The organism is Streptomyces sp. NPDC085900 (genome assembly GCF_044540925.1).
GTDB lineage: Bacteria > Actinomycetota > Actinomycetes > Streptomycetales > Streptomycetaceae > Streptomyces > Streptomyces gilvifuscus.
On sequence record NZ_JBITSP010000005.1, the window covers coordinates 374,550 to 396,427 of the forward strand.

The 21,878-nt window shown below is 69.5% G+C and carries 15 protein-coding genes and 2 pseudogenes; 6 read left to right on the forward strand and 11 right to left on the reverse strand.

Features of this window, described 5'->3' with window-relative positions; translation table 11 throughout:
- Window positions 1–176: 176 nt before the first annotated feature.
- The 3 genes and pseudogenes from ACIGDI_RS20210 (at window position 177) to ACIGDI_RS20220 (ending at window position 2,754) form a co-directional block, all read left to right on the forward strand.
- Window positions 177–1,184: an NADP-dependent oxidoreductase gene (locus ACIGDI_RS20210; RefSeq protein ID WP_399898307.1), complete on the forward strand. Its 1,008-nt coding sequence runs from the start codon at window positions 177–179 to the stop codon at window positions 1,182–1,184.
- 148 nt (window positions 1,185–1,332) lie between these two features.
- Window positions 1,333–1,470: pseudogene (locus ACIGDI_RS20215) on the forward strand (NAD(P)-dependent alcohol dehydrogenase); the annotation flags it as partial.
- 90 nt (window positions 1,471–1,560) lie between these two features.
- Entirely contained in the window at window positions 1,561–2,754 is a 1,194-nt protein-coding gene (locus ACIGDI_RS20220) for a spore photoproduct lyase family protein (RefSeq protein ID WP_399898309.1), read from the forward strand.
- A 6-nt stretch (window positions 2,755–2,760) separates the two neighbouring features.
- On the opposite strand, the gene ACIGDI_RS20225 is transcribed toward ACIGDI_RS20220, so the two are convergent.
- The 4 genes from ACIGDI_RS20225 to ACIGDI_RS20240 form a co-directional block, all read right to left on the reverse strand.
- Window positions 2,761–3,651, reverse strand: coding sequence for a hypothetical protein (locus ACIGDI_RS20225; protein WP_399898311.1), 891 nt, complete (start codon window positions 3,649–3,651; stop codon window positions 2,761–2,763).
- Between the two features lie 77 nt (window positions 3,652–3,728).
- Window positions 3,729–4,142 (reverse strand): hypothetical protein, encoded by a 414-nt coding sequence (locus tag ACIGDI_RS20230; RefSeq protein ID WP_399898313.1) that lies wholly within the window; start codon window positions 4,140–4,142, stop codon window positions 3,729–3,731.
- A gap of 166 nt (window positions 4,143–4,308) precedes the next feature.
- The gene (locus ACIGDI_RS20235) at window positions 4,309–5,358 is read right to left on the reverse strand and encodes a winged helix-turn-helix domain-containing protein (protein ID WP_399898315.1); all 1,050 of its coding nucleotides are present in this window, start codon (window positions 5,356–5,358) and stop codon (window positions 4,309–4,311) included.
- 141 nt (window positions 5,359–5,499) lie between these two features.
- Window positions 5,500–6,201, reverse strand: coding sequence for a FadR/GntR family transcriptional regulator (locus tag ACIGDI_RS20240; protein ID WP_399898317.1), 702 nt, complete (start codon window positions 6,199–6,201; stop codon window positions 5,500–5,502).
- 464 nt (window positions 6,202–6,665) lie between these two features.
- Here ACIGDI_RS20240 and ACIGDI_RS20245 point away from each other — a divergent pair, with 464 nt between their 5' ends.
- From ACIGDI_RS20245 to ACIGDI_RS20255, 3 genes are all read left to right on the forward strand, one after another.
- Window positions 6,666–8,276 (forward strand): glycoside hydrolase 43 family protein, encoded by a 1,611-nt coding sequence (locus tag ACIGDI_RS20245; RefSeq protein ID WP_399898319.1) that lies wholly within the window; start codon window positions 6,666–6,668, stop codon window positions 8,274–8,276.
- Between the two features lie 55 nt (window positions 8,277–8,331).
- Entirely contained in the window at window positions 8,332–10,338 is a 2,007-nt protein-coding gene (locus tag ACIGDI_RS20250; protein WP_399898321.1) for a non-reducing end alpha-L-arabinofuranosidase family hydrolase, read from the forward strand.
- 257 nt (window positions 10,339–10,595) lie between these two features.
- Window positions 10,596–11,156, forward strand: a complete 561-nt coding sequence (locus ACIGDI_RS20255) for a hypothetical protein (RefSeq protein WP_399898323.1) — start codon at window positions 10,596–10,598, stop codon at window positions 11,154–11,156.
- 22 nt (window positions 11,157–11,178) lie between these two features.
- Here the strand turns inward: ACIGDI_RS20255 and ACIGDI_RS20260 are convergent, their stop codons facing one another.
- The 7 genes and pseudogenes from ACIGDI_RS20260 to ACIGDI_RS20290 form a co-directional block, all read right to left on the reverse strand.
- Window positions 11,179–11,475 carry a hypothetical protein gene (locus tag ACIGDI_RS20260; RefSeq protein ID WP_399898325.1) on the reverse strand — a complete coding sequence of 99 codons (297 nt, stop codon included), beginning with the start codon at window positions 11,473–11,475 and terminating at the stop codon, window positions 11,179–11,181.
- Between the two features lie 84 nt (window positions 11,476–11,559).
- Window positions 11,560–12,542, reverse strand: a pseudogene (locus ACIGDI_RS20265) (alpha/beta hydrolase family esterase); the annotation flags it as partial.
- A 53-nt stretch (window positions 12,543–12,595) separates the two neighbouring features.
- On the reverse strand, window positions 12,596–14,578 hold the full coding sequence (locus ACIGDI_RS20270) for an alpha-L-fucosidase (protein WP_399898327.1): 1,983 nt from the start codon (window positions 14,576–14,578) through the stop codon (window positions 12,596–12,598).
- Between the two features lie 32 nt (window positions 14,579–14,610).
- Complete coding sequence (locus tag ACIGDI_RS20275; protein ID WP_399898329.1) at window positions 14,611–17,019, reverse strand: ricin-type beta-trefoil lectin domain protein; 2,409 nt, start codon at window positions 17,017–17,019, stop codon at window positions 14,611–14,613.
- A gap of 43 nt (window positions 17,020–17,062) precedes the next feature.
- Window positions 17,063–18,586, reverse strand: a complete 1,524-nt coding sequence (locus ACIGDI_RS20280; RefSeq protein WP_399898331.1) for an arabinofuranosidase catalytic domain-containing protein — start codon at window positions 18,584–18,586, stop codon at window positions 17,063–17,065.
- 39 nt (window positions 18,587–18,625) lie between these two features.
- The gene (locus tag ACIGDI_RS20285; RefSeq protein WP_399898333.1) at window positions 18,626–20,275 is read right to left on the reverse strand and encodes a glycoside hydrolase family 27 protein; all 1,650 of its coding nucleotides are present in this window, start codon (window positions 20,273–20,275) and stop codon (window positions 18,626–18,628) included.
- Window positions 20,276–20,314: 39 nt separating this feature from the next.
- A complete protein-coding gene (locus ACIGDI_RS20290) occupies window positions 20,315–21,742 on the reverse strand; it encodes an arabinofuranosidase catalytic domain-containing protein (RefSeq protein WP_399898875.1) in 1,428 nt (475 codons plus the stop codon).
- Between the last annotated feature and the right edge of the window lie 136 nt (window positions 21,743–21,878).

Consider the following 21,878-nt stretch of genomic DNA (forward strand, 5'->3'; position numbering starts at 1 on the left):
CAACAGACGGTGACTTGCTTCACCTTGCGCTATCCACCGAAAGAGATAGGACAACTCGAGAAGGTCCATGAATGAGGCCAGAAGAGGAGGTCGGGGCACCTGTGTGACCACCGCCACACCCCGCTCATACCTACTGGTCGGTACGCTGCCTCGAGCCGCACACGACAGGAGGCGCGATGTCCGCGACCAACCGCCAGATCCGCTTGGCCGCCCGCCCGACGGGTGACGTCAAGGCCGAGGACTGGGAGCACTTTTCCGCCCCCGTCGAGGAGCCCGGCCCCGGCCGCTTCGCGGGCCGTACGCGCGTCATCTCCCTGGATCCGGCGATGCGGGGCTGGCTGGACGACCGTCCCTCCTACCTGCCGCCCGTGGGCATCGGCGAGGTGATGCGCGCCGGATCGGTCATCGAGGTCACCGCCTCGAACCACCCCGACTTCAAGCCGGGCGACCACGTGGTCGGCACCTTCGGCGTGCAGGAGTACGTCGTCTCCGACGGCAAGGGCGCCCTGAAGGTCGACACCTCCCTCGCCCCGCCCTCGACTTATCTCGGCGCGCTGGGCATGCCCGGTATGACCGCCTACTTCGGGCTGCTGGACGTCGGGGCGCTGAAGGACGGCGAGACCGTCGTGGTGTCCGGCGCGGCCGGAGCCGTCGGCACCATGGCCGGCCAGATCGCCAAGGCCAAGGGCTGCCGGGTCGTGGGCATCGCCGGAGGCCCGGAGAAGTGCGCCATGCTCATCGACGAGCTCGGATTCGACGCGGCGATCGACTACCGCGCCGAGGACGTCAGGAAGGCGCTGCGCCGGGAGACCCCCGACGGCATCGACGTCTACTTCGACAACGTGGGAGGAGACATCCTCGACGCCGCCCTGGCCCGCCTGGCGATGCACGGGCGCGTCGTGATCTGCGGAGCGATCAGCCAGTACAACAACACCGAACCGGTCAAGGGACCCTCCAACTACCTCTCGCTGCTGGTGCGGCGGGCCCGCATGGAGGGCTTCGTCGTCTTCGACTACGCCAAGCGCTTCCCGCAGGCCGCCCAGGACATCTCCGCCTGGATCGGCGCCGGCCGCGTCAAGGTCAAGGAGCACGTGGTCGGGGGCAGCGTGGACGACTTCCCCGAGGTCCTGCAGATGCTCTTCCGAGGGGAGAACGTCGGCAAGCTCGTGCTGGAACTGGCCTGACCCTCGAAGTTGTCCAGAAGCGTCCAGTGGCAGTAGCCGAGGACGAGCGTTCCGGTCCCGGCCTCGGCGACGAGTTCACGGACGGCGGCGGGGACGAAGGCGGCGCGTTGTGCGTCGTCCGGGGTCTGGATGCCGTGTTCGGTGACCAGCACCGGTACTGGACCTGGCCCGCTCGGGCGCGGTGTCGGTGCACACCGAGACCTACTCCCTGGACGAGGCGCCGCTCGCCTACGAGCGCCTGCACGCCGGGAAGAACAAGGGCCGGGCCGTCATCCTCCCCAACGGCCGAGCAGCGTCGGACGTCCGACGCTTGTCAGGCGGTGCGAATAAGTACAATAGGTACGGAACGTCGGTCCGGAGGCGAGGGGAAGCACGTATGACATCCCCCTTCGCCGAACCGTCCGACGCCGGCACCCTGTTCGGCCTCGACGCCCTCGGCGGGCCGGCAGCCCCTGACGCACCCACCACGCGCACACCCGCGAACGGCACCCCCTTCCACAGCTCCCCCGCCGCCCGGCATCTGCTGCCGGTGCGCACCGTCTACGCCGAGCCCGGGGCCGCCGCATCGCCCCGCGGCCGCGAGATCCTCGCGCGCTTCCCCGCCGCGGAGGTCATCGAGGTCGCTTCGCACTGGCGCATCCCGGGACTGCACGGAAACGAGGACAACGTCGAGCGGTGGGTCCGCGTCAAGGGCGAGACGCTGGTCCTGGGCGAGCGCAAGACCCTGACCACCCGGCCCAACGGGCGTTCCGCCGACTTCATCGCACCCGGCCTCTCCAACGGATGCGCCATGGCCTGCGCCTACTGCTACGTGCCGCGCCGCAAGGGCTACGCCAACCCGATCACCGTCTTCACCAACATCGACCGGATGATCACCCATCTGGGGCGGCACATCGCGCGCCAGGGCCGCAAGCCGGAACCCAACCAGTGCGACGAGACGGCCTGGGTCTACGACATCGGCGAGAACGGCGACTGCTCGGTGGACGCGCTGATCTGCGACAACACCGCGGACCTGGTCACCGCCTTCCGCCAGTGGCCGACCGCCAAGGCGTCCTTCGCCACCAAGTTCGTCAACCCCGACCTTCTGACGCTGGACCCCCGCGGCCGTACCCGGATCCGCTTCTCACTCATGCCCTCGACCGACTCCCGGCTGCTGGATCTGCGCACCTCGGCGATGGCCGACCGCATCGCCGCCGCGGCCGACTTCCTGGACGCCGGCTACGAAGTGCACTTCAACCTCTCCCCCGTCGTCCTGCGGGCCGGCTGGCAGAACGACTGGACCGAGCTCCTGCAGCACCTCGACGACGTCCTGCCCCACCGGGTGAAGCAGCAGGCCGCCGCCGAGGTCATCATGCTCACCCACAACCAGGAACTGCACCAGGTCAACCTCGGCTGGCACCCCCGCGCCGAGGACCTCCTGTGGCGGCCAGACCTGCAACAGGGCAAACAGTCGCAGAACGGCGCCCACAACGTCCGCTACCGCAACGACATCAAAGCGGACGCCCTGCACACCCTGCGCCGACTCATCGCCACCCACGCGCCCTGGCTGCGCGTGCGCTACGCCTTCTGACCTCCGTCAGGGCGCCGGAAAGGCGAGCCGTACCTCGTAGCGGGTCTCGGCGTGCCGGAGGGCCGGGACGAGCGTGCGGCGCAGGGCCCTGATCTCGCGGGTGTGGGACTTGAGGAACCGAGTCCGGAGTCGTTCCCGAGCGGGTTCGCGGACGGCCTCGACCGGACGCATGCACGCCGCGTACGCACGGCCGAGCGCGCTGCTCTCGCGGGGCAGTTCGGCGGGAGCGGCGGTCTGCATCCGGGCGTCGGCGAGGGCGAAGAAGCCGTTCTCGTCGCGGACCCGGATGCCGTGTCCGGCGAGACAGGGCGGCAGCGCGCGCAGGGCCCTGACGGTGGCGGGGTCGTGGCGCAGGGAGACGAGTTCGGCGAACCACCGTTGCTGGAGCGGGGCGTACAGGTCGCGCAGGGCGTCGGCCGCGGCCTTCCCCTCGGCACCGCACTCGCGCAGTACGGCGGAGTCGGCGGGCCGGGTCGCGGACGCGTACGGGGCCGAGGTGGGCACGGCGGCGCTCTCACTGGTGCCGTGCCGGGCGATGAAGTCCAGGTCGGGAATCTCGAAGAACCGGATGAACGCGAGCGGGACCTGACGGGGCACGGCGGCACCGCGCTCGGCCGCGCACGAGGCCGTGGCGGCACGCGACACCTGTTGCACGAAGACGTCCAGCCCCTGGGTCCAGCGCGTCTCGGCGCCGGTCGCCGGCAGGGCCATGCGGACGGGGTCGGCGGGCGGGGTGAGGCTGAGGTGGGCCGGGGTGACGGACTGCGCCGAACGGTCGGCCGCCGCCATGCCGGCCGAGTGCGGAGCGGGGTCGGCCGAGCAGGCGGTGAGCAGGACCGCAACGACCGCGACCGCGGCGCGGATCGGGAGTCGGAGCCGGTTCGTCGGGCGGGCCATCCGGAACTGTCCTCTCCTGCGGCCGGCGGGGGTGCCGTCGGCGCGTGCCTCGGCACCCCCGCGTGGCGACGGCGTGCTCAGTGGGTGATGTGGACCGTGTCGCCGCCGTCGTAGTAACTGGCCACCGTGAACGGGGTGTTGTCACGGACGTCGGTGCACAGCCAGTACGTGGAGTCGTTGACGCTGTGACTGCCGTCGGAAGCCCAGACGTAGCCCTTGTTGCACGTGTTCCAGGCACCGCTGGAGCTGCGGAGCCGTCCGGCGTAGCGGTCGCCGAGAGTGGACGTCGAGTCGTCGGAGTAGGTGAGGTTGAGGTCGCCGCAGCTGCTGGTGGACGACTTGTAGCGGATCGTGCCGACGCCCTCGTAGGCACCCGTGGTCAGCGACGAGGTCACGCAGGCCTGCGGAGTGGCCGACGCGACGGGTGCGAAGGCCACACAGGTCCCGGCGGAGGCGAGGGCGAGCGCGGCCGCGACGATGGCTCGTTTCATGAATCCCCCAACTGTGGTTGCCCCGGGCGGAAAGGTCGGTCCGCCCGGTGGCATCGGTTCAGAAGTGGTACGCGGCACACGCTCGCAGAGCCGTGCAGAGCCGGGCCATCACCTTCGAACGAGCTCGAAAATCCTTGGCAGGGCTGTGGAAGCCGCTACTCCGCCGCTACCGGTGGGGCTGCTGTGATGACCGGGAAGGGGCAGGGCCGTCCGGTACCGCCGACGCGCGCCGGGCGCCTGGCTGGAACCCGGGACGGAGCACCGCGGCGCCGAGGGGAGTCAGCGTGTGCAGCACGGTGTTGCGGTGGCGCCGGCTGGTCGTCAGGCCCGCGTCGCGCAGCACAGACGTGTGGTGGGTGACGGTGGCGGGCGAGACTCCCAGGGAGCGGGCCAGTTCGGACGTGGTCGCGCCCAGGGCGAGCGCGCGGAGAGCGGCGGCGCGGGTCTTGCCCAGCAGCGCGACCAGGGAGGCGTCGGACGGAGCCTCGGAGGCCGGTAATCGGGAGCGGTGCACGGGGTAGACCAGGACCGGCTGCAGGCTGTCGTCGACCAGGGTGACGGGCATCTGCCAGCAGAAATAGGAGGGGATCAGGCGCAGGCCGCGGCCCCGGAGATGGATGTCGCGGTCTTCGACGTAGTCGATCCGGAGAACGGGCGGGTCCCAGCGCACGGCGGGCGTCAGGTCGTCCAGCAGTCCGTCGATACCGGCGTCGAGGGTCTGACGGGCGCGCAGCGCGTGCTCACCGGCAAGCCGGGCGCAGATGCGGTCGTGGTGCGGCGCGATGACGGCTTCGTGATAGGCGCCGAGCAGTTTCACGAACTCGTCGCGGGTATGGCGCTCCGGGAGCCTCCCGGCCCAGCCGGGGGCGCCGCTGACCTCGTCGAGCCGCTGCACCTCCCGCGCCACCCGGGCGGGCGGGGCGTCACGGATCGCCTCCAGGCCCCGCTCCAGTCCGTCCGAGGACTCCAGCGGGGTCAGGAAGTCGGGGAAGTAGCGGGCTCTGGGCAGTACGGGGATGAGCAGTCTGCGTACGGCCGCGTCGAGCCCTCTGCCGACGAGGGCCTCCCGTGCGCTGCGGTACCAGTCCGCGTAGGCCCAGCGGCCGCGCGTCGTCTGGAAGCGGTGCAGGCTGCCGACGATCTCCCAGAGGGGATCGGGAGCCCTCGTCAACCGGATGCGCGCGAAGTCCTCGGGCCCGAAGTGAATGCGCAGCATGTTCCCGTCCCTCTCACCCGTCGGCCGTCACCCTCCTCGGCAAGCAGCCTTGCGACGCCGGCCACAGAAGGCAACGCACCTATTCGGACGGCGCCTGCCGTCACAGCGGGTGTCCGCGCGGGACGCCCTCGCGCGCGGCGCCTACCGCGCTGCCTCGCCTGCGCGCAGGTGTTGCCTCAGCCACTGCTCGGTGTTGCTCACGTGCAGCAGTGCCGCGGCCTGGCTGAGGGCGGAGTCACGGGCGGACAGGGCGTTGAAGATCGCCTCGTGCTCGGCGAGGGTGCGGCCCGCGGCCCGGGAGTCGACCAGACCCCGCCACACGCGGGCCCGCAGAGTGCGGCCGGATATGCCTTCGAGCAGGGTGAGGAGGGTTTCGTTGCCGGTGGCCGAGATGACGGCACGGTGGAACGCGGCGTCGTGGGCGTTGAGTTGTTCGACGTCGTCACGGGCTTCACGCATGGCGTTCAAGTGCCGCTCGATCTCGGCGAGTTGGTCGTCGGAGATCCGGGTGGCCGCCAGTGCGGTGGCCATCGGTTCCAGGAGCCGCCGTACTTCCATGAGGTCCCGCAGGGCGACCGCGTCGCCCTGCAGGAGTTCCACCGCGCCGCCGAGCCCCGCAAGGAGCAGGCTCGGTTGCAGGCTGGTCACATACGTGCCGTCACCCCGCCGGACCTCCAGGACCCGGGCGACGGCCAACGCCTTGACCGCTTCCCGGGCGAGGTTGCGGGAGAGCCCCAACTGGGCGGCCAGGTCCGGCTCGGGTGGGAGCTTCGAGCCCGGGGGCAGGGCACCGGTCCGGATGAGTTCACGGATCTGCTCGATGGCCTTGTCCGTCAGAGACACCGCGCGCATTCCTCCCGCCCCGCCGGTAATTGCCGATCACGGAGTTCAGGGTCGCACCTGTGTGGGGGATCGCGTTCGGGAACGCGATCAGAGGGCCCGCAATTTCGCATCCCGTTCGGAAAGTTGGGCCTTTCGCGATGTCACGAGGGCGCTCGCGCAGACGAGGTGCCGGACTCGGTGAGCCCTGCCGAGGCAGCGAGCGGGACCCGCTTCATCTGCGTGATTCGTTCGCTGACATGCGATGCGCCCCCACCGAGGCATTTCGAATGTTTCGGTGATCAAGTCGAATCATGCGAGAGGTATTGACGCGACCGGCCAGCCTCCTATCATCCAGTTTGCTCGATGAGTCGACCTGCGTTCGAGACTGCGAACGCAGCTCATTGCGCGGCCACCTCACACCCGCACCGACGACGGATCAGACAGGGAGTGCTGCATCGATGGATCTGTCATGCCCTCAACAATCCATGCCGCGTCGTCGGGCACTGGCCGCCGCCACCGGCCTCGTCACCGGCTTGGTTCTGCCGCTCGCCGGCGCGTCCCGATCCGCCGCCTCCTCCACCTCGGTCAGCGCTTCGACGCCGTACACGAACCCGGTGATCTGGCAGGACTTCGCGGACATCGACGTCATCCGCGTCGGCGGCACCTACTACGCCTCGGCCTCGACGATGCACTACTCGCCGGGCGCGCCCGTGCTGCGCTCGTACGACCTGGTGAACTGGGAGATCGCCGGCCACTCGGTGCCGGTCCTCGACTTCGGCGCCAAGTACGACCTGAACGGCGCCCGGGGCTACGTGAGGGGCATCTGGGCCTCGTCACTGGCCTACCGTCCGAGCAACAGGACGTTCTACTGGCTCGGCCAGATCGACTTCGCCAGGACGTACCTCTACACCGCCACCGCCGTCGAGGGGCCCTGGAGCAGGCTGACGACGATCAGCACCCCGTACTACGACGCGGGACTGCTCGTCGACAGCGACGACTCCCTGTACGTGGCGTACGGCAACACCACCATCAGCGTGGCGCAGTTGTCCTCCGACGGCCGCAACCAGGTCCGCACGCAGCAGGTGTTCACCGCGCCGTCCAGCGTCGGCACCCTTGAAGGCTCCCGCTTCTACAAGATCAACGGGCAGTACTACATCTTCGTGACCCGGCCCGCCAACGGCCAGTACATCCTGAAGTCCTCCAACGGCCCCTTCGGTCCGTACACGATGCGACAGGTCCTCCTGGACCTGCGCGGGCCGATCCCCGGCGGAGGCGTTCCGCACCAGGGCGGGCTCGTGCAGACCCAGGGCGGCGCCTGGTACTACATGGCCTTCGTGGACGCGTATCCCGGCGGCCGGATGCCCGTCCTCGCGCCGGTCACCTGGACCTCGGACGGCTGGCCCCAGGTCCAACTGGTCGACGGCGCCTGGGGCACCTCCTACCCCGGCCCGGTCGTGCCCGCCCCACCCCGCCCGGTCACCCCCATGACCGGCGTGGACACCTTCGACGGGACCACTCTCAGGCCGGCCTGGGAATGGAACCACAACCCGGACGGCACCAAGTGGTCCGCCGGCAACGGTCTGACCCTGTGGACCGCGACCGTCACCGACGACCTGTACTGGGCGCGCAACACGCTCACACACCGCATCCAGGGCCCCACCTCCACCGCCACGGTCCAGATCGACCACTCGGCGATGCGGGACGGCGACCGGGCCGGGCTCGCGCTGCTGCGCGACTCCTCGGCGTGGATCGGGCTCAAGCGCGACGGCGGGGTGACGCGGGTGACGACGGTCGGCGGACTGACCATGGACGGCAACTGGAACACCACCGGAACCGGCACCGAGCTCGCGAGCGCGACCGTCTCCGGAGACCGTGTCTGGCTGCGCGCGACGGCCGACATCCGGCCCGGCTCGGCCCGCCCCGGGACCTTCTCCTACAGCACCGACGGCACCACCTTCACCCGGCTCGGGCCCGCCTTCTCCATGGGCAACGACTGGCGCTTCTTCATGGGCTACAGATTCGCCCTCTTCAACCACGCCACGCAGGCGCTCGGCGGCGCTGTCCGCGTCCTGCGGTTCGAGCTGTCGACGCCCTGATCCCATCCGATCCGACGCACAGCGCAACCCCCCACCCGACCGTACGAGGAGAAACATGAACCCGCTGAAGCGGCTCGGCCGTCGCCGAGCCTCGGTCTTGTCCCTGCTGGCCCTGGCCGCCCTGGTGACGCCGGGCGCCGCGAGCGCCGCCCCCGACGCCGTCCGGGCATCCACTCTCGGTGCCCAAGCCGCCCAGTCCGGACGGTACTTCGGCACGGCCGTGGCCGCCGGGAAGCTGGGCGACTCGACGTACTCCGGCATCCTGGACCGCGAGTTCAACATGATCACGCCCGAGAACGAGATGAAGTGGGACACCACCGAACGCTCTCGCGGCAGCTTCAACTTCGGTCCCGCCGACCAGATCGTCAACCACGCCACCGCCCACGGTCAGCGGATGCGCGGCCACACCCTGGTCTGGCACTCCCAACTGCCCAGCTGGGTCAGCTCGATCACCGACGCAGGCACCCTGCGCAGCGTGATGAACAACCACATCACCACCGAGATGAACCACTTCAAGGGCAAGATCTACGCCTGGGACGTGGTCAACGAGGCCTTCGCCGACGGCGGCAGCGGCCAGCACCGCTCCTCGGTCTTCCAGAACGTGCTGGGCAACGGCTTCATCGAAGAGGCCTTCCGCACCGCACGCAACGCCGACCCCGCCGCCAAGCTCTGCTACAACGACTACAACATCGAGAACTGGACCGACGCCAAGACCCAGGGCGTCTACAACATGGTCCGCGACTTCAAGAACCGCGGCGTGCCCATCGACTGCGTCGGCTTCCAGTCCCACTTCGGCACCGGCGGACCGCCTGCCGGCTTCCAGACCACGCTGTCCAACTTCGCCGCCCTCGGCGTCGACGTACAGATCACTGAACTCGACATCGCCCAGGCCTCGACGACCGCGTACGCCAACACCGTCAAAGCCTGCATGAACGTGGCCCGTTGCAAGGGCATCACCGTGTGGGGCATCCGGGACAGCGACTCCTGGCGCAGCGGGGACAACCCCCTGCTGTTCGACCGCAACGGCAACAAGAAGGCCGCCTACAACGCGGCACTGACCGCGCTGGGCGGAACCCCGGCGGCCGCCGCCCGCGCCTCCGCCGCCGCGCTTCCCTCCAGCTTCAAGTGGAGTTCCAGCGGCCCGCTCATCGCGCCGAAGTCGGACTCGACCCACAACATCGCCGGGATCAAGGACCCGTCGGTCGTCTACTACAACGGCAAGTACCACGTGTTCGCCAGCGTCGCCAACGCCTCCGGCTACGGCCTGGTGTACCTGAGCTTCGGCGACTGGTCGCAGGCCGGGTCGGCCACCCACTACTACCTCGACCGCACGGCCATCGGCGGCGGGTACCGGGCGGCCCCGCAGGTGTTCTACTACGCGCCGCAGAAGCTGTGGTACCTCGTCTACCAGACCGGCAACGCCTCGTACTCCACCAACCCCGACATCGGCAACCCGGCCGGTTGGAGCGCGCCGAAGAACTTCTACGCCTCCATGCCGGACGTCATCAAGCAGAACATCGGCGGCGGTTACTGGGTCGACATGTGGGTGATCTGCGACAGCGCCAACTGCTACCTGTTCTCCTCCGACGACAACGGCCACCTGTACCGCTCGCAGACGACCGTCGGACAGTTCCCCAACGGCTTCACCAACACCGTCATCGCGGCGCAGGACTCCAACAAGTACGCCCTGTTCGAGGCCAGCAACGTCTACAAGGTGCAGGGCAGCAACCAGTATCTGCTGATCGTCGAGGCGGTCGGCTCGGACGGCAGGCGCTACTTCCGCTCCTGGACGTCCGGCAGCATCGCCGGGTCCTGGACGCCGCTGGCCGCGAGCGAGAGCAACCCCCTGGCCCGGGCGACCAACGTCACCTTCCCCGCGGGTGCAAGGAGCAAGGACATCAGCCACGGTGAGATGATCCGCGCGGGTTACGACCAGACGCTCACGATCCCGGCCTGCAAGCTGCAGTACCTCTACCAGGGCAAGGACCCCAACGCCGGCGGTGACTACAACAGCCTGCCATGGCGACTGGGCCTGCTCACGCAGACCAACTCCACCTGCTGACGCCATGGGCCCCGCACCTCGTGCGGGGCCCACCGCTGCGAGGGGCGCCTGCCGGCGAGTCCCTCGCCGGGCTTCGGGTCATGTCGTTCGAGAACACGCCATCCGCGCGAACATTCGGGAACAATTCGCCACGGTTCGCCACCCCTTCCGCCAGGTGCAAATATCTACCAGCATGAGTACGCCGGGCCTGGCCGCCCCGGCTGCGTGGAGGAAAGCCCGCCCGCTTGCGTGGGCGGAGGAGACCCGGAGGACGAACCATGCAGACCGCCATGCGGAAGGCCACGGAGTGGCTTGCGGCCGCTGCGACAGATCCACGTGAGTGCAAGCGCCAGTGGCACGGCGAGTTAGGCATCGCCGTGCTGGCGTGCGGCCGGTTCTGGGACGTGCTGAGCGTGCCCGAGGAACTGGCCATGCCTGCCCTGGACGCTCTGCTGGGCATCCCCCAGCCACCCGGCCCCGCGCTCGCGGACGCCTGTGCGCGCCGGGTGGCCTTCTTCCTGCCGCCCGATCCCGCGGGCCGCTGGATCGGTTCGGGCATCCGCTATTCGGGCAAGGGGGCCTGGATCGCGCTGCCCGCGCCGAACCGTACCGTCGGGCGTCTGCGCTGGTTGGTCCCGCCCAACGGTACCGGCGCCCTCTTCGTGCCGGCCGCCGTGGAACTGGCCCTGCAGCTGGCCCTCGGCCGGCTGTCCTCGCAAGCCCGCACGAGACGCAGGTGCCCGACGTGCGGGGCACCGGCCCCAGAAGGCCGATTCCCTCCGGCCGACCCGGCGGTCGAGCGACAGCGGAACGTCACGCGGGACACGGCGAGACCCTGATCTCGCAGGCGTCCAAGAGGTGTCAGCGCGACGACAGCTTGTCGGTACGATGCCTGGAGGGCAGCTCGGCGGCGCGCTCCCAGCGACCCGCGCGGGGCAGGCCGGGGAACTGGGCCGTGACCGTGGGGCTCATGGCCGTGAGCAGCATCCACTGGGGGTCGCGGACCCCCGGGACCATGCGGCCGCGAGCACGCCACTCCCTGAGCAGAGCGGCGTAGATCGGCGGATCCTCCTGCGGCGCCGCGAGGTGGGTGCCGTAGGACGTCTGCTGCTCCTCGTCCTGTGGGGCGAGGGCTCCGGTGGTCAGGGTGCGATCCATGCTGAGGCAACGCGCCCGCGCGGAAAGTGGTACGTCTTCGGTCGGGTATGGCCCCATCGGATGAGACCGAGTCCCTCGTTAGGGGCCATGTACTTGTCCGACGAGATCGTTATCGCCTCCGCCGGGCGCCGGGAACGGCTGGTTCAGCCGAACTGTGTGAAGAACTGCCACACCGCCGCCGAGGTCCAGGTGCGCCAGCCGTCACCGGTGGAGCCGTCGACGGGTCCCGGGTCGTGGCCCGCTCCGTCGAACGCGGCCCAGACGACGGGATATCCCGACCGGCAGCCCGAGTAGGTGGTGATGATGTGCGTCAGGCTCCCGTAGCCGGGCTCGGGCGGGTTCTGCGGGGTGCAGCCGTTGGTCCGGACGAAGGTGTCGCGCAGTTGCCGTCCCGCCGAGATGGGCAGCACGTTGTCCCGGATGCCGTGCAGACCCATGTACGCGATGGGCTGGTTGCCGCCGTTGCAGCCGCTGAGGTTCGCGCCGGAGTAGACCGCGACCGCGCGGAAGACCGTCGCGCGGGAGCAGGCAAGGGCGTAGGACATCGCGCCGCCGTAGCTGAACCCCGCGGCGAACAACCGGGTGGTGTCGACGCACAGGCCCGCCTCGATCTGGCTGACCATGGCGTCGACGAAGGCGAGGTCCTGGCCGCCGGAGTTGGCCCAGCCGTTGCCGATGCCCTGCGGGGCGACGAAGATCGTGCCGTTGTTCGCGCCGTCCGCGAGGCGGCGCAGGCCGTAGTAGGACCAGTTGTAACCGTCGGTTCCGCCCGAGTCGACGTCGCCCGCGGTGCCGCCGCGCCAGTGGAAGCCGAAGATCAGCCGGTAGGGGTGGTTCCTGTCGTAGCCGGCGGGGACGCGCAGGATGTAGCTGCGTGTCTGGCCGCCGCTCTGGATCGTGTGGGTGCCGCTCGTCAGCGTGGGGGCCTTCCCGCAGCCGGCGGTCGCCCGGACCGCGCCAGACGTCCTCGAGGGCGTCCCAGGGGTGCTTCCGTACGAGGTGCTCGCGGCGGTCAGGACGAGAAGTACCGCGGCCGCAAGCGACTTTAAGAACGGCATGCGTTTCATACGCGCCTTCTTCCGTGTTGAGTGATGGGCGGAGTCCTGGTCCGACGGTCGGTTCACACGCCGGTGATGGTCCATGCGTTGTTGCTGCTGGCGTTCGGTGTCCACATGACCGTGGTCGAGCCCACGGTGGTGCTGCCGCTGCCGTCGAGGGCGGTGCCGGTGCCGCGGTTGGTGATCTGGTAGCGGTTGTCGCCGAGGCTGTTCAGCGACCACTGCTGGTTGGTGCCGCCGTTCCACGCCGCCTGCCGGGCGGGAGCGCCGTTGGCGGAGTTGCCCCAGCTGTCGGCGGCCATGCCGTTGGCCCGGTTGATGATGCGGTGGTACCCGTTGCCGAGGTCGATCAGCTGCCACTGCAGGTTGGCGCTGCCGTCGTAGTTCCACTGCTTGAGGTTGGAGCCGGAGGCGACGTTGCCCCCGCTGTCGAGCACCAGCCCGCTGGTCACGTTGGCGATCCTCACCCAGGTCGTGGAGCCGCCCGGTGCGCCGAGGACGGGGATCTCACCGGAGAAGGTGAGCCTGACGGTGTACGCCAGGGCGTTGAACGGCGGGTTGGACGAGGGCATGGCCAGGTGCAGGCCGGAGGCGTCCTGGGTCGGAGTAGGCAGGTCGAGGTAGGTGCCGGCGGCGTTGTTCAGCAGTTGGGCGCGGGTCAGGCTGCTGAGGTTGATCTGGTTGGAGTTCAGCGTGCTGATGGTCATGGTCGCGCCCTGCCAGCCCAGCGCGGTGGCGTAGAGGACCTTGTTGTCCTGGCTGCGGGTGAACCGGACGTCCTGCGGTTTGCCGGCCACCGGTCCGCTGAAGGAGCCGCCGCCCATCTTGGTGGGGCCCTCGCCGTAACTGGACCAGGAGCGGGTGCCGTAGACCGCCTCTCCGAAGCGGCCGAGCCAGTCCCCCATCCCGAGCAGGATCGACTGCTGTCCGGAGGGGATGGTGCCGTCGGCCATCGGGGCGATGTTGAGCAGCATGGTGCCGCCCTTGCTGACGCGGTCGATCAGCGAGTGCAGCAGTGCCTGCGTCGTGTAGTAGCCGATGCCCACCGTGTAGCACCAGCTGGAGGAGGAGATGCTGTCGTCGGTCAGCCAGTACGGGGTGAGCAGCCCCGCGGGGCCGCCGCGCTCGAAGTCGTAGACCTCGCCCTTGTTGTCGAGGCCGTCCTTGTAGGTCGCGACCACGTCCTTGTTCCAGGCGACCGCCTGGTTGTAGTAGTGCGCGAGGAACTGCAGCCGGTAGGACTCCTGCACGAGGTTCAGGTCGAAGTCCTGCCAGAGCAGGTCGGGTTGGTAGCCGTCGATGACCTCGACCAGCTTGTCGTACCAGAGCTTGTTCTCCGCCGCCGAGCCCTGCTGTCCGTACAGGATGCGAAGGGTGGGGTCCGCCTGGGACGGCACGTGGTCGTAGAAGCCGTTGAAGTGGTACGCGTGGTGCAGGGAGGCCATGAACTTCAGGCCCTGTCCGCGGATGGCCCGCGCGTGCAGGGCGACGAGGTCGAGTCGGGGGCCGTGCTGCACGGAGTTCCACGGGTTGGCGCTGCTGTTCCACATGGAGAAGCCGTCATGGTGCTCGGCGACGGGTCCGGCGAACCTGGCACCCGCGGACCTGAACAGGCGGGCCCAGGCGTCAGGGTCCCAACTGCCGCCCTGAGCCACTGGCTTGGGCGCGAACTGCACGAAGTTGCCCGCCTTGTCGCGGGCGCCGTCGATGAAGTTGTGGTACGGCCACGCCGAGGGGTCGCCGTAGGTGGCGATGTGGTGCTTGTTCTCGTTCGAGCCGCCGATGTACATGTTCCGCGGATACCACTCGTTGCCGTACGCGGGGACGCTGAAGGCGCCCCAGTGGTAGTAGATGCCGAACTTGGCGTCCTTGAACCAGGCCGGGGCCGGGGGGTGTTGGTCGACGGAGGACCAGTCGGCGGTGTAGCTCGCGGGGCCGTCGGTCGCGGCGGCCGCCGGGGCGAACCGCAGCAGACCGAAGGCCGTGGCCGCGCCGGTCGCCGCCAGCAGGCTGCGCCGGCTGATCGGGTGGGGGGTGGAAGTCATGCGGGGCCTCTCGACGTCAGGGGCGTGGGGGGTCAGTTGCGCGTCCACTTCTGGTTGCCGGCGCCGCTGCAGGTCCACAGCTCCAGCAGGGTGCCGTTGGCCGTTCCCGCGCCGGTGGCGTCCAGGCACAGTCCGGACTGGACGCCGGTGATCGTGCCGTCGGCGTTCAGCGTCCACTTCTGGTTGCCGCTGCCGGTGCAGGCCGCGATGTCCACCTTCGTGCCCGGGCTGGTCCCGCTGCCCGCGGCGTCCAGACAGGAGCTGCCGTAGACCCGGAGTTCACCGGCCGGGGTGTCCGACCACTGCTGGTTGCTGCCGCCGTTGCAGTCCCACAGCTCCACCTGGGTGCCGGGCGTCTGCGACTGGTTGGGCACGTCCACGCACCGGCCGGAGGCGACCCCGACGAGCGCGCCGGTCGTACCGCCACTGCCTCCTCCGCTGCCGGGGGTGAGGGACAGGTTGTCGAACTGTGCTGTCTCACCCTGACCGGTCGCGTAGCCGATCTGGCCGCCGGCCCAGGTGCGGTCGTTGGCGGAGCCGACGGTGGAACCGTCGATGACGGCGGTGACGGTGCTGCCGGAGAAGGTCAGCGCCACGGTGTGCCATCGGTTGGTGCCCAGCGCCGTGGTCGTGCCGTGGGCGAGGGTGGAGACACTGCCGTTGGTGTTGGAGTTCAGAATGGACCAGGCGCCGGTGTCGCTGACCCGCAGGTGGTAGGCGTTCAGTCCGCCGGTGCTGCTGTAGTCCTGCCCGTTGGCGCGGCCTATCAGCTCGGCGTATCCCGGTTGTTCGAGCAGCACGTCGGAGGAGACGGTGTAGTTGCTCCAGCCGACGTCACCGAGCAGGGCGTGCGGATCGGACAGCGCGTCCCAGGTGATCGGTTTCTGGGGGCTCATCTGGCGCACGCACTTGCCGCCGCGGCCACCGCCGCAGGCCGCCACCTCGAAGGCCCCCTGCCAGTCCATGAGGTACTTCGCCTCACTGCCCGTGGTGTAGCCGTCGAAGGAGTCGCTGTAGGGCAGGCTCAGCGCGCCCTGGGCCGGTGCGGTGGCGGTGCCCTTACCCTGCCCGGTCGTGGTGGTCAGGGTGTAGACGTGGTGGGGCTGTACGGTCAGGCTGAAGCCGCCGCCGGACGGGGTGAGGTCGGCGGTGTGCACGAAGTAGTTTGCGGAATCGGCGGAGTTGACGTCGGTCGACCAGACGTGGACGGTGCCGGCGGACAGTCCCCCTGTGACGTTGAAGTTCAGTGTCTGGGCGCTGCCCGCGTCCATCGTCTCGATGACCGTGGAGTAGTCGGAGTTGTTCGTGGACTTCAGCGAGACGTAGCTGCCGTTGTTGCGGTTGCCGCCGATGTAGCCGCCGGCGGAGTCGAGATAGTGCCAGCCCGGGGCGGTGAACTGGCTGGTGTGCGCCATGACCCAGGTGTTCTTGCCGATCGCGTAGTGCCCCGACCACGGCTGCGAGGCCAGGGCGAGGCCCATGGTGGGGTACGGCAGGTTCGGCGTGATCGCCGCGACGACGGGCCAGTTGAGGTACGCGGTCATCCGGCCGTCGATGTACCCGCGGTTGATGCCGCGGGCCATGGCCGGCGCTCCACCGTTGTAGTCGTCCGAGCCGTTCTCGCTCGCCCACAGGGGCTTGCCGGACGAGGTGGCGGCCGAGGGCACCGAGCAGTTGGACTGGGAGGAGCGGTAGCCGCAGGGGTAGTGGGTGCCGATGACGCTCACCGCGGCGGCGAACGCCGGGTTGGAGTTCACGTCGTTCGCCACACCCCAGTCGGAGTCGGCTGCGACGATCTTCACGCTGCCGTAGCCGTGAGAGTTCAGCGCGCTGCGCAGCTGCTCGTACCAGGAGACGTTGTAGCCTCGCTCGTTCCAGCCGCCGAGGTAGTCGATGGACAGTCCGTGCTGCTTGGCACAGCCGAGCCACGAGACCAGGTAGTCGACCATGTCCGTGGACCAGAAGTTCCCGCCGCCGATCCATCCCGGGGCGCCCCAGGCGAGCCCGTACAGCTTGATGTTCGGGTTGCGGGCCTTGGCCTGCTCCATCAGCCACCATTCGTAGCCGCGGTCGCAGTTCAGGTCGGAACGGGTGTGCTGGTGACTGGGCTCGGCTCCGGAGGTGGAGTTGGTGTCACCGCCGATCTCGGCCTTGAGGATCTGCAGGGAGGCGCCGTAGCCGGGCTTGAAGAGGTAGTCGAGGAGCTGCCCGCGCTGAGGCTCGGGATAGTCGATCAGGAGCCTGCTGTTGCCGCCTCCGCCGCTGATGGCGCCGACGCCGTCGAAGGTCCGGCCGCCCGAGGTGCCGTTGATGGTGATGGAGGTGGCGGCCTGGGCCGGGGCGGCGGCCGTGCCCACGAGGCCGCCGGCGGCCAGGACGAGGCCCGTGAGCACGGCCGTCGAGGCGCGCAGGCGCCGCAGCAGCCATCTGAATGCTGACACGGTGGGTTCCTTTCGTACGTGGGGTCCGGGGTGGCTCACGGGTTCAGTCGAGCGTCCATCGCTGATTGGACTGGCCGTTGCAGGTCCACAGCTGTACGGGGGTGCCGTTGGCGGTGGCGGCGCCGGTGACGTCCAGGCACAGACCCGAAGGGGCGCTGGTGACCGAGCCGTCGGCGTTGAGCGTCCACTGCTGGTTGGACTGGCCGTTGCAGCTCCAGGTGATGACCTTGCTGCCGGGGCTGGTGCCCTGTCCCGAGGCGTCCAGGCACAGGCGGCTGCCGCCGACCGAGACCGTCAGTTCACGCGAGGTGCTCCGGGACCAGGCCTGGTTCGCCGCGCCGGTGCAGTCACGGATCTGCGTCTGCGTACCCGGCGTGGTGGAACCGCCCGGCACCTCAAGGCATTTGCCCGCACCCACCGCGCGCAGCGGACCCGGCGTGCCGCCCCCGCCGCTTCCCGTCCCGTATCCGGCCGCGGTGATACTGGCCTGTACGGCGTTCTCGGTGGCGTCGGAGGGGTAGCCCGCCGTCATCGCGCCTTCGAAGAACTCGCCCTGTCCCGATGGACTGTTGTCGCCGCCGGTGCCGAGCAGGACCGAGCTGTCGACCTTCATCGGCGAGTAGCCGTTGGGCAGGGGCCCGGAGAAGGTGGTGGTCAGGCCCCCGCTCGCGCCGTTGCCGTATTTGAGGGTGAAGTTGGTGGTGCCGTTGTTCTTCAGCCACGCGCTGACGAACGGATAGTGCACGCCCGGGTTGTTCGGGTCCTTGTTGGAGCCGGTGTTGGTGTGGAACATGCCGTTCTCCAGGTCGGCCTCGACCCACGGACCGCTGCCGGTGCAGCCGCCGAACCAGCAGGCGTTGCCCCAGTAGACGGCGTTCATGGTGGCGTTGCCGGTGTCGGTGTGGGAGTTCTCGCCGCTGCCGTAGTCGAAGCAGCACCACTGGTTGGTGTAGTTCGACGACGTCACCATGTAGATGCCTTCGGGCTGGGCGCCGGTGGCCACGCCGCTCGCGTGGTCCAGCCGGTATCCGACACCAGGGGTGACCTTGACGCCGAAGACCTGGTGGCCGGCCGCGGTCACCGGCAGGGCCATGGCGTCCGCGCCCACGTCGGATCCGTTGGGGCCGGGGCCCTTCCAGTAGCCGCCCCAGGAGATCGGCAGGTCGTTGTGTCGGGAGGTCTGGTCGTAGATCTTCGTGATCGTGCAGGAGGTGCCCGCGCAGAACGACACCTGGGAGGCGGCGTCGGCGTACCCTCCCGCGGCGAGCACCCCTATGTCGCGGTAGGCACGGTCGGAGGACCGCTGGATCTGGTACAGCGGCCCGTTGTACGCCGTGAAGAGCGCCCTCGTCGTGGAGTGTGCCGTCACACACGGTGTCCCGCCCGCGGCGTAGATGTCGCAGGGAAGCGAGGCGTCCGCGGCGGCCGAGGTATGGACGGCGGTGGTGGTGCGGGCCCCCGGTGAGGTGGCGAACGCCGGTGTTCCCAGCGCTGCCAGGGCCATCGCCAGGGCGATCAGGATCGCGGGGAATCGCCTGCGGCGGCGATCGGTTGCCGATCGGGGCATGGGAACCTCCTCTGTGGCGGTGGTGAGGAGCGGGCGGAGTCAGCCCAGCGTCCACCGCTGGCTGCTGCCTCCGTTGCAGGTGCGCAGCTCGGCAAGGGTTCCGTCGGCCGTGGCCCCTCCGACGACGTCGAGGCACAGGCCGGACTGGCGGCCGGTGATCGTGCCGTTGGAGTTGAGCGACCACTGCTGGTTGCTCTGGCCGTTGCACTGCCAGATCTCCACCTTCGTGCCCGGCGTGGTCTGGTTGTCGTAGGCGTCCAGACACATCTGGCCGCTGCCGGAGTAGACGGTGAGCTGGTCGGAGGCGGTGTGCGTCCAGGTCTGGTTGGCGCCGCCGTTGCAGGTCCAGATCTCGACCTGGGTGCCCGCGGTCGTGGTCGAGTTCGGTACGTCCAGGCACTTGCCCGACCCGACGGCGTGCAGCGGGCCGGTCACGCTGGTGGAGCCGCCGCCCGTGCCGCCCGCGACCCGGTACATCACGGTGCCGTGGGCCGGCACCGAGGCGCTGATGGTGCCGGAGGTGGTCGTGGTGGCGCCCGACCACAGGTCGGTGAGGGTGTAGGCGGACGCCCCGGTCTTGCCGATCGCGGCCGCGCTGGTGGTGATGGTCGCCGTGGAGCCCGTCTCGTTGAACAGCGCCACCGACACGTCCCCGTTGGCCAGCGGCTTGGCGAGCACGTCCAGGCCGCCGGAGGAGGAGACCATGGTGCCCTGCCGGCCGAGCGGGTCCTGGTCGACCGCTATCACGCGGGAGTTGGTCAGGACGGACAGGGTGGCCGAGCTCGCCTGCGGGATGTTGGTGCCCGCGATGAGCGGCGCGGCCATCTCCGCCCAGAGACTGAACTCGCTGCGGTTCTCGGTGGCCGTCATCGAGCCGTTGCCGACCTCCAGCATGTCCGGGTCGTTCCAGTGGCCGGGTCCGGCGTAGGAGGCCAGTCCGACGTTGCTGTGGAAGATCGACAGCATGCTGGAGTAGGTGGGGCTGATGTCCCCCGTCGTACGCCAGCTGTTGCCCACGTCGGCGCCCCAGGTCCACACGTTCTCCTGGCCCCAGTTGCACAGGCTGTACAGGATCGGCCGCCCGGTGGCCGCCAGGGCGTCGCGCATGGTGGTGTACCGGGTCCGCGCGGGCACGCCGGTGTTGTTGCAGTTGTCGTACTTCAGGTAGTCCACGCCCCACGACGCGAAGGACTGCGCGTCCGTGCTCTCGTGCCCGAGGCTGCCGGGGTATCCGGCGCAGGTCGCGGTGCCCGCGTCCTCGTAGATGCCCAGCTTCAGGCCCAGCGAGTGGACGTAGTCCGCGGTGCCCTTGATGCCGTCGGGGAACTTGGCCGGGTCCGGCACCAGGTGTCCGCCGGAGTCCCGGTTGTGGGTCATCCAGCAGTCGTCGATGTTGACGTACGTATAACCCGCCGCCTGCATGCCGTTGGTGTGCATCGCCTGGGCGGTGGACTTGATCAGCGACTCGGAGACGTTGCAGCCGTAGGCGTTCCAGTCGTTGAAGCCCATCTGCGGGGTCGGCGCGAGTCCGTTGCCGAGCGCGGCGGCGGGCTGCGCCGTGCCGAGGGCGAGAAGGGGGGCGGCCGCGGTGAGCAGCACGGTCGAGAAGACGAGTGCCAGGATTCCGCGCAGGGACGGAAGCGGCGGCAGGGGCCGTGAACGTCCGGGGCGCGCACTGCTCGTGGGCATAAGTCATCGACTCCTGAGCCGAGTTGGGGGCGGGATGGGTCAGCGGTAACCGGCGGCCGTGATGTTGGCCTGCACGGCGTTGTCGGTCGCGTCGGAGGGGTAGCCGGCGACCATGGCTCCCTCGTAGAAGGTGCCGGCGCTCAGGTTGGCGCCGCCGCCGGGCTTGCAGCAGTCGCCGCCACTGCCGAGGACAATGGCTCCCTGCTTGTTCATGGGGCTGTATCCGCCGGGAAGCCCGCCGTCCCACAGCGTGGTCAAGCTCCCTGACTGGGCGTTGCCGCCCTTGAGGGCGAACCTCGAGGTGCCGTTGTTCTTCAGCATCGCGGTGACGAACTTGCTCGGAAACGCCCGCTGGTCGGGGTTCCAGGACTGGCTGCCGCCCGAGTACAGGCCCCATTCGAGATCGGCCTGCACCCAGGGACCGCTGCCGGAGCAGCCGCCGAACCAGCACTCGGTTCCGAAGTTGATCGCGTCCATGGCCCCGGCGGCGTCGGCCTTCCTGGTCGTCTCGCTGTTGCCGTAGTCGAAGCAGCAGCCGCCGTTGACGTGGGTGCCGCTGGTCACCATGTACGCCCCTTCGGGCGCGGCACCGGTCGGCACGCCCGTCAGATGACCGTCCCGCCAGTAGCTGTTGCCGGGGTTGATGTACAGCGAGTACGCCTTGGTACCTCCGGCGGTGAGTGACTCAGAGGTCGCCTTCGCGGGACTGCTCTGGCTCGACCCGGGGACCTGTGCCGACCCCTGGTACCAGAGGTCGTTGCCGTGTCCGGACTGGTCGCGGACGACCGTGATCACGCACGAGGTACCCGCGCAGAACGCGTCCTGGCTCGCCGCGTTCGCGAACCCGCCCGTGGCCAGCACGCCGATGTCCTTCGTCGCGTTGTCCGAGGCGCGCCTGACCTGGTAGAGCGGCCCGTTGTACGAGGCGTACAGCGCCCGCACGGTGCTGTGCGCGGCCACGCACGGCGTGCCGCCGGCGGCGTAGATGTCGCACGGTCCCGAGCTGCCGGGCGGGGGCGGAGCCGTCGCCGTGGTCCACTTCTGGTTGCTCTGACCGTTGCAGGTCCACAGGATGACCGCGGTGCCGTTGGCCGTTGCCGCCCCGTTGACGTCCAGGCAGAACCCGGAGGCGGTGCCGGTGACGGACCCGTCGGAGTTCTCCCGCCACGTCTGGGTGGCCGATCCGTCGCACGGACGGATGACCACCGGGGCCCCGGGCGCCGTCCGGTTGTCGTAGGCGGCCACGCACCTGCTGCCGTTCATCGTCCTCAGCTCACCCGGCGCCGTGAGCTCGAACGCCTGGTTGGCCTGGCCGTTGCAGTCCCAGATCTGCAGCGCGGTGCCCGACGTGTCGACGTTGCCACTGACGTCGAGGCAGCGTCCCGACGCGGAACTCACCAGGGGCGCTGTGGACGCCGATGCCGACCACGTCGGCGCGCCGGCCAGCAGCATGGCCAGCATTGCCAGGACGCATACGGCTGCGGCCGCCGGTAAGCGTGGTGTGCGGGCCGCGGGGCGGCAGGGCGGAGCGGATGAAGGCTGCATTCCGTGTCCTCAGTGTGCGGGGGGGAAGGGGACGGAACGTGCTGTGCCTGCCCGAAAG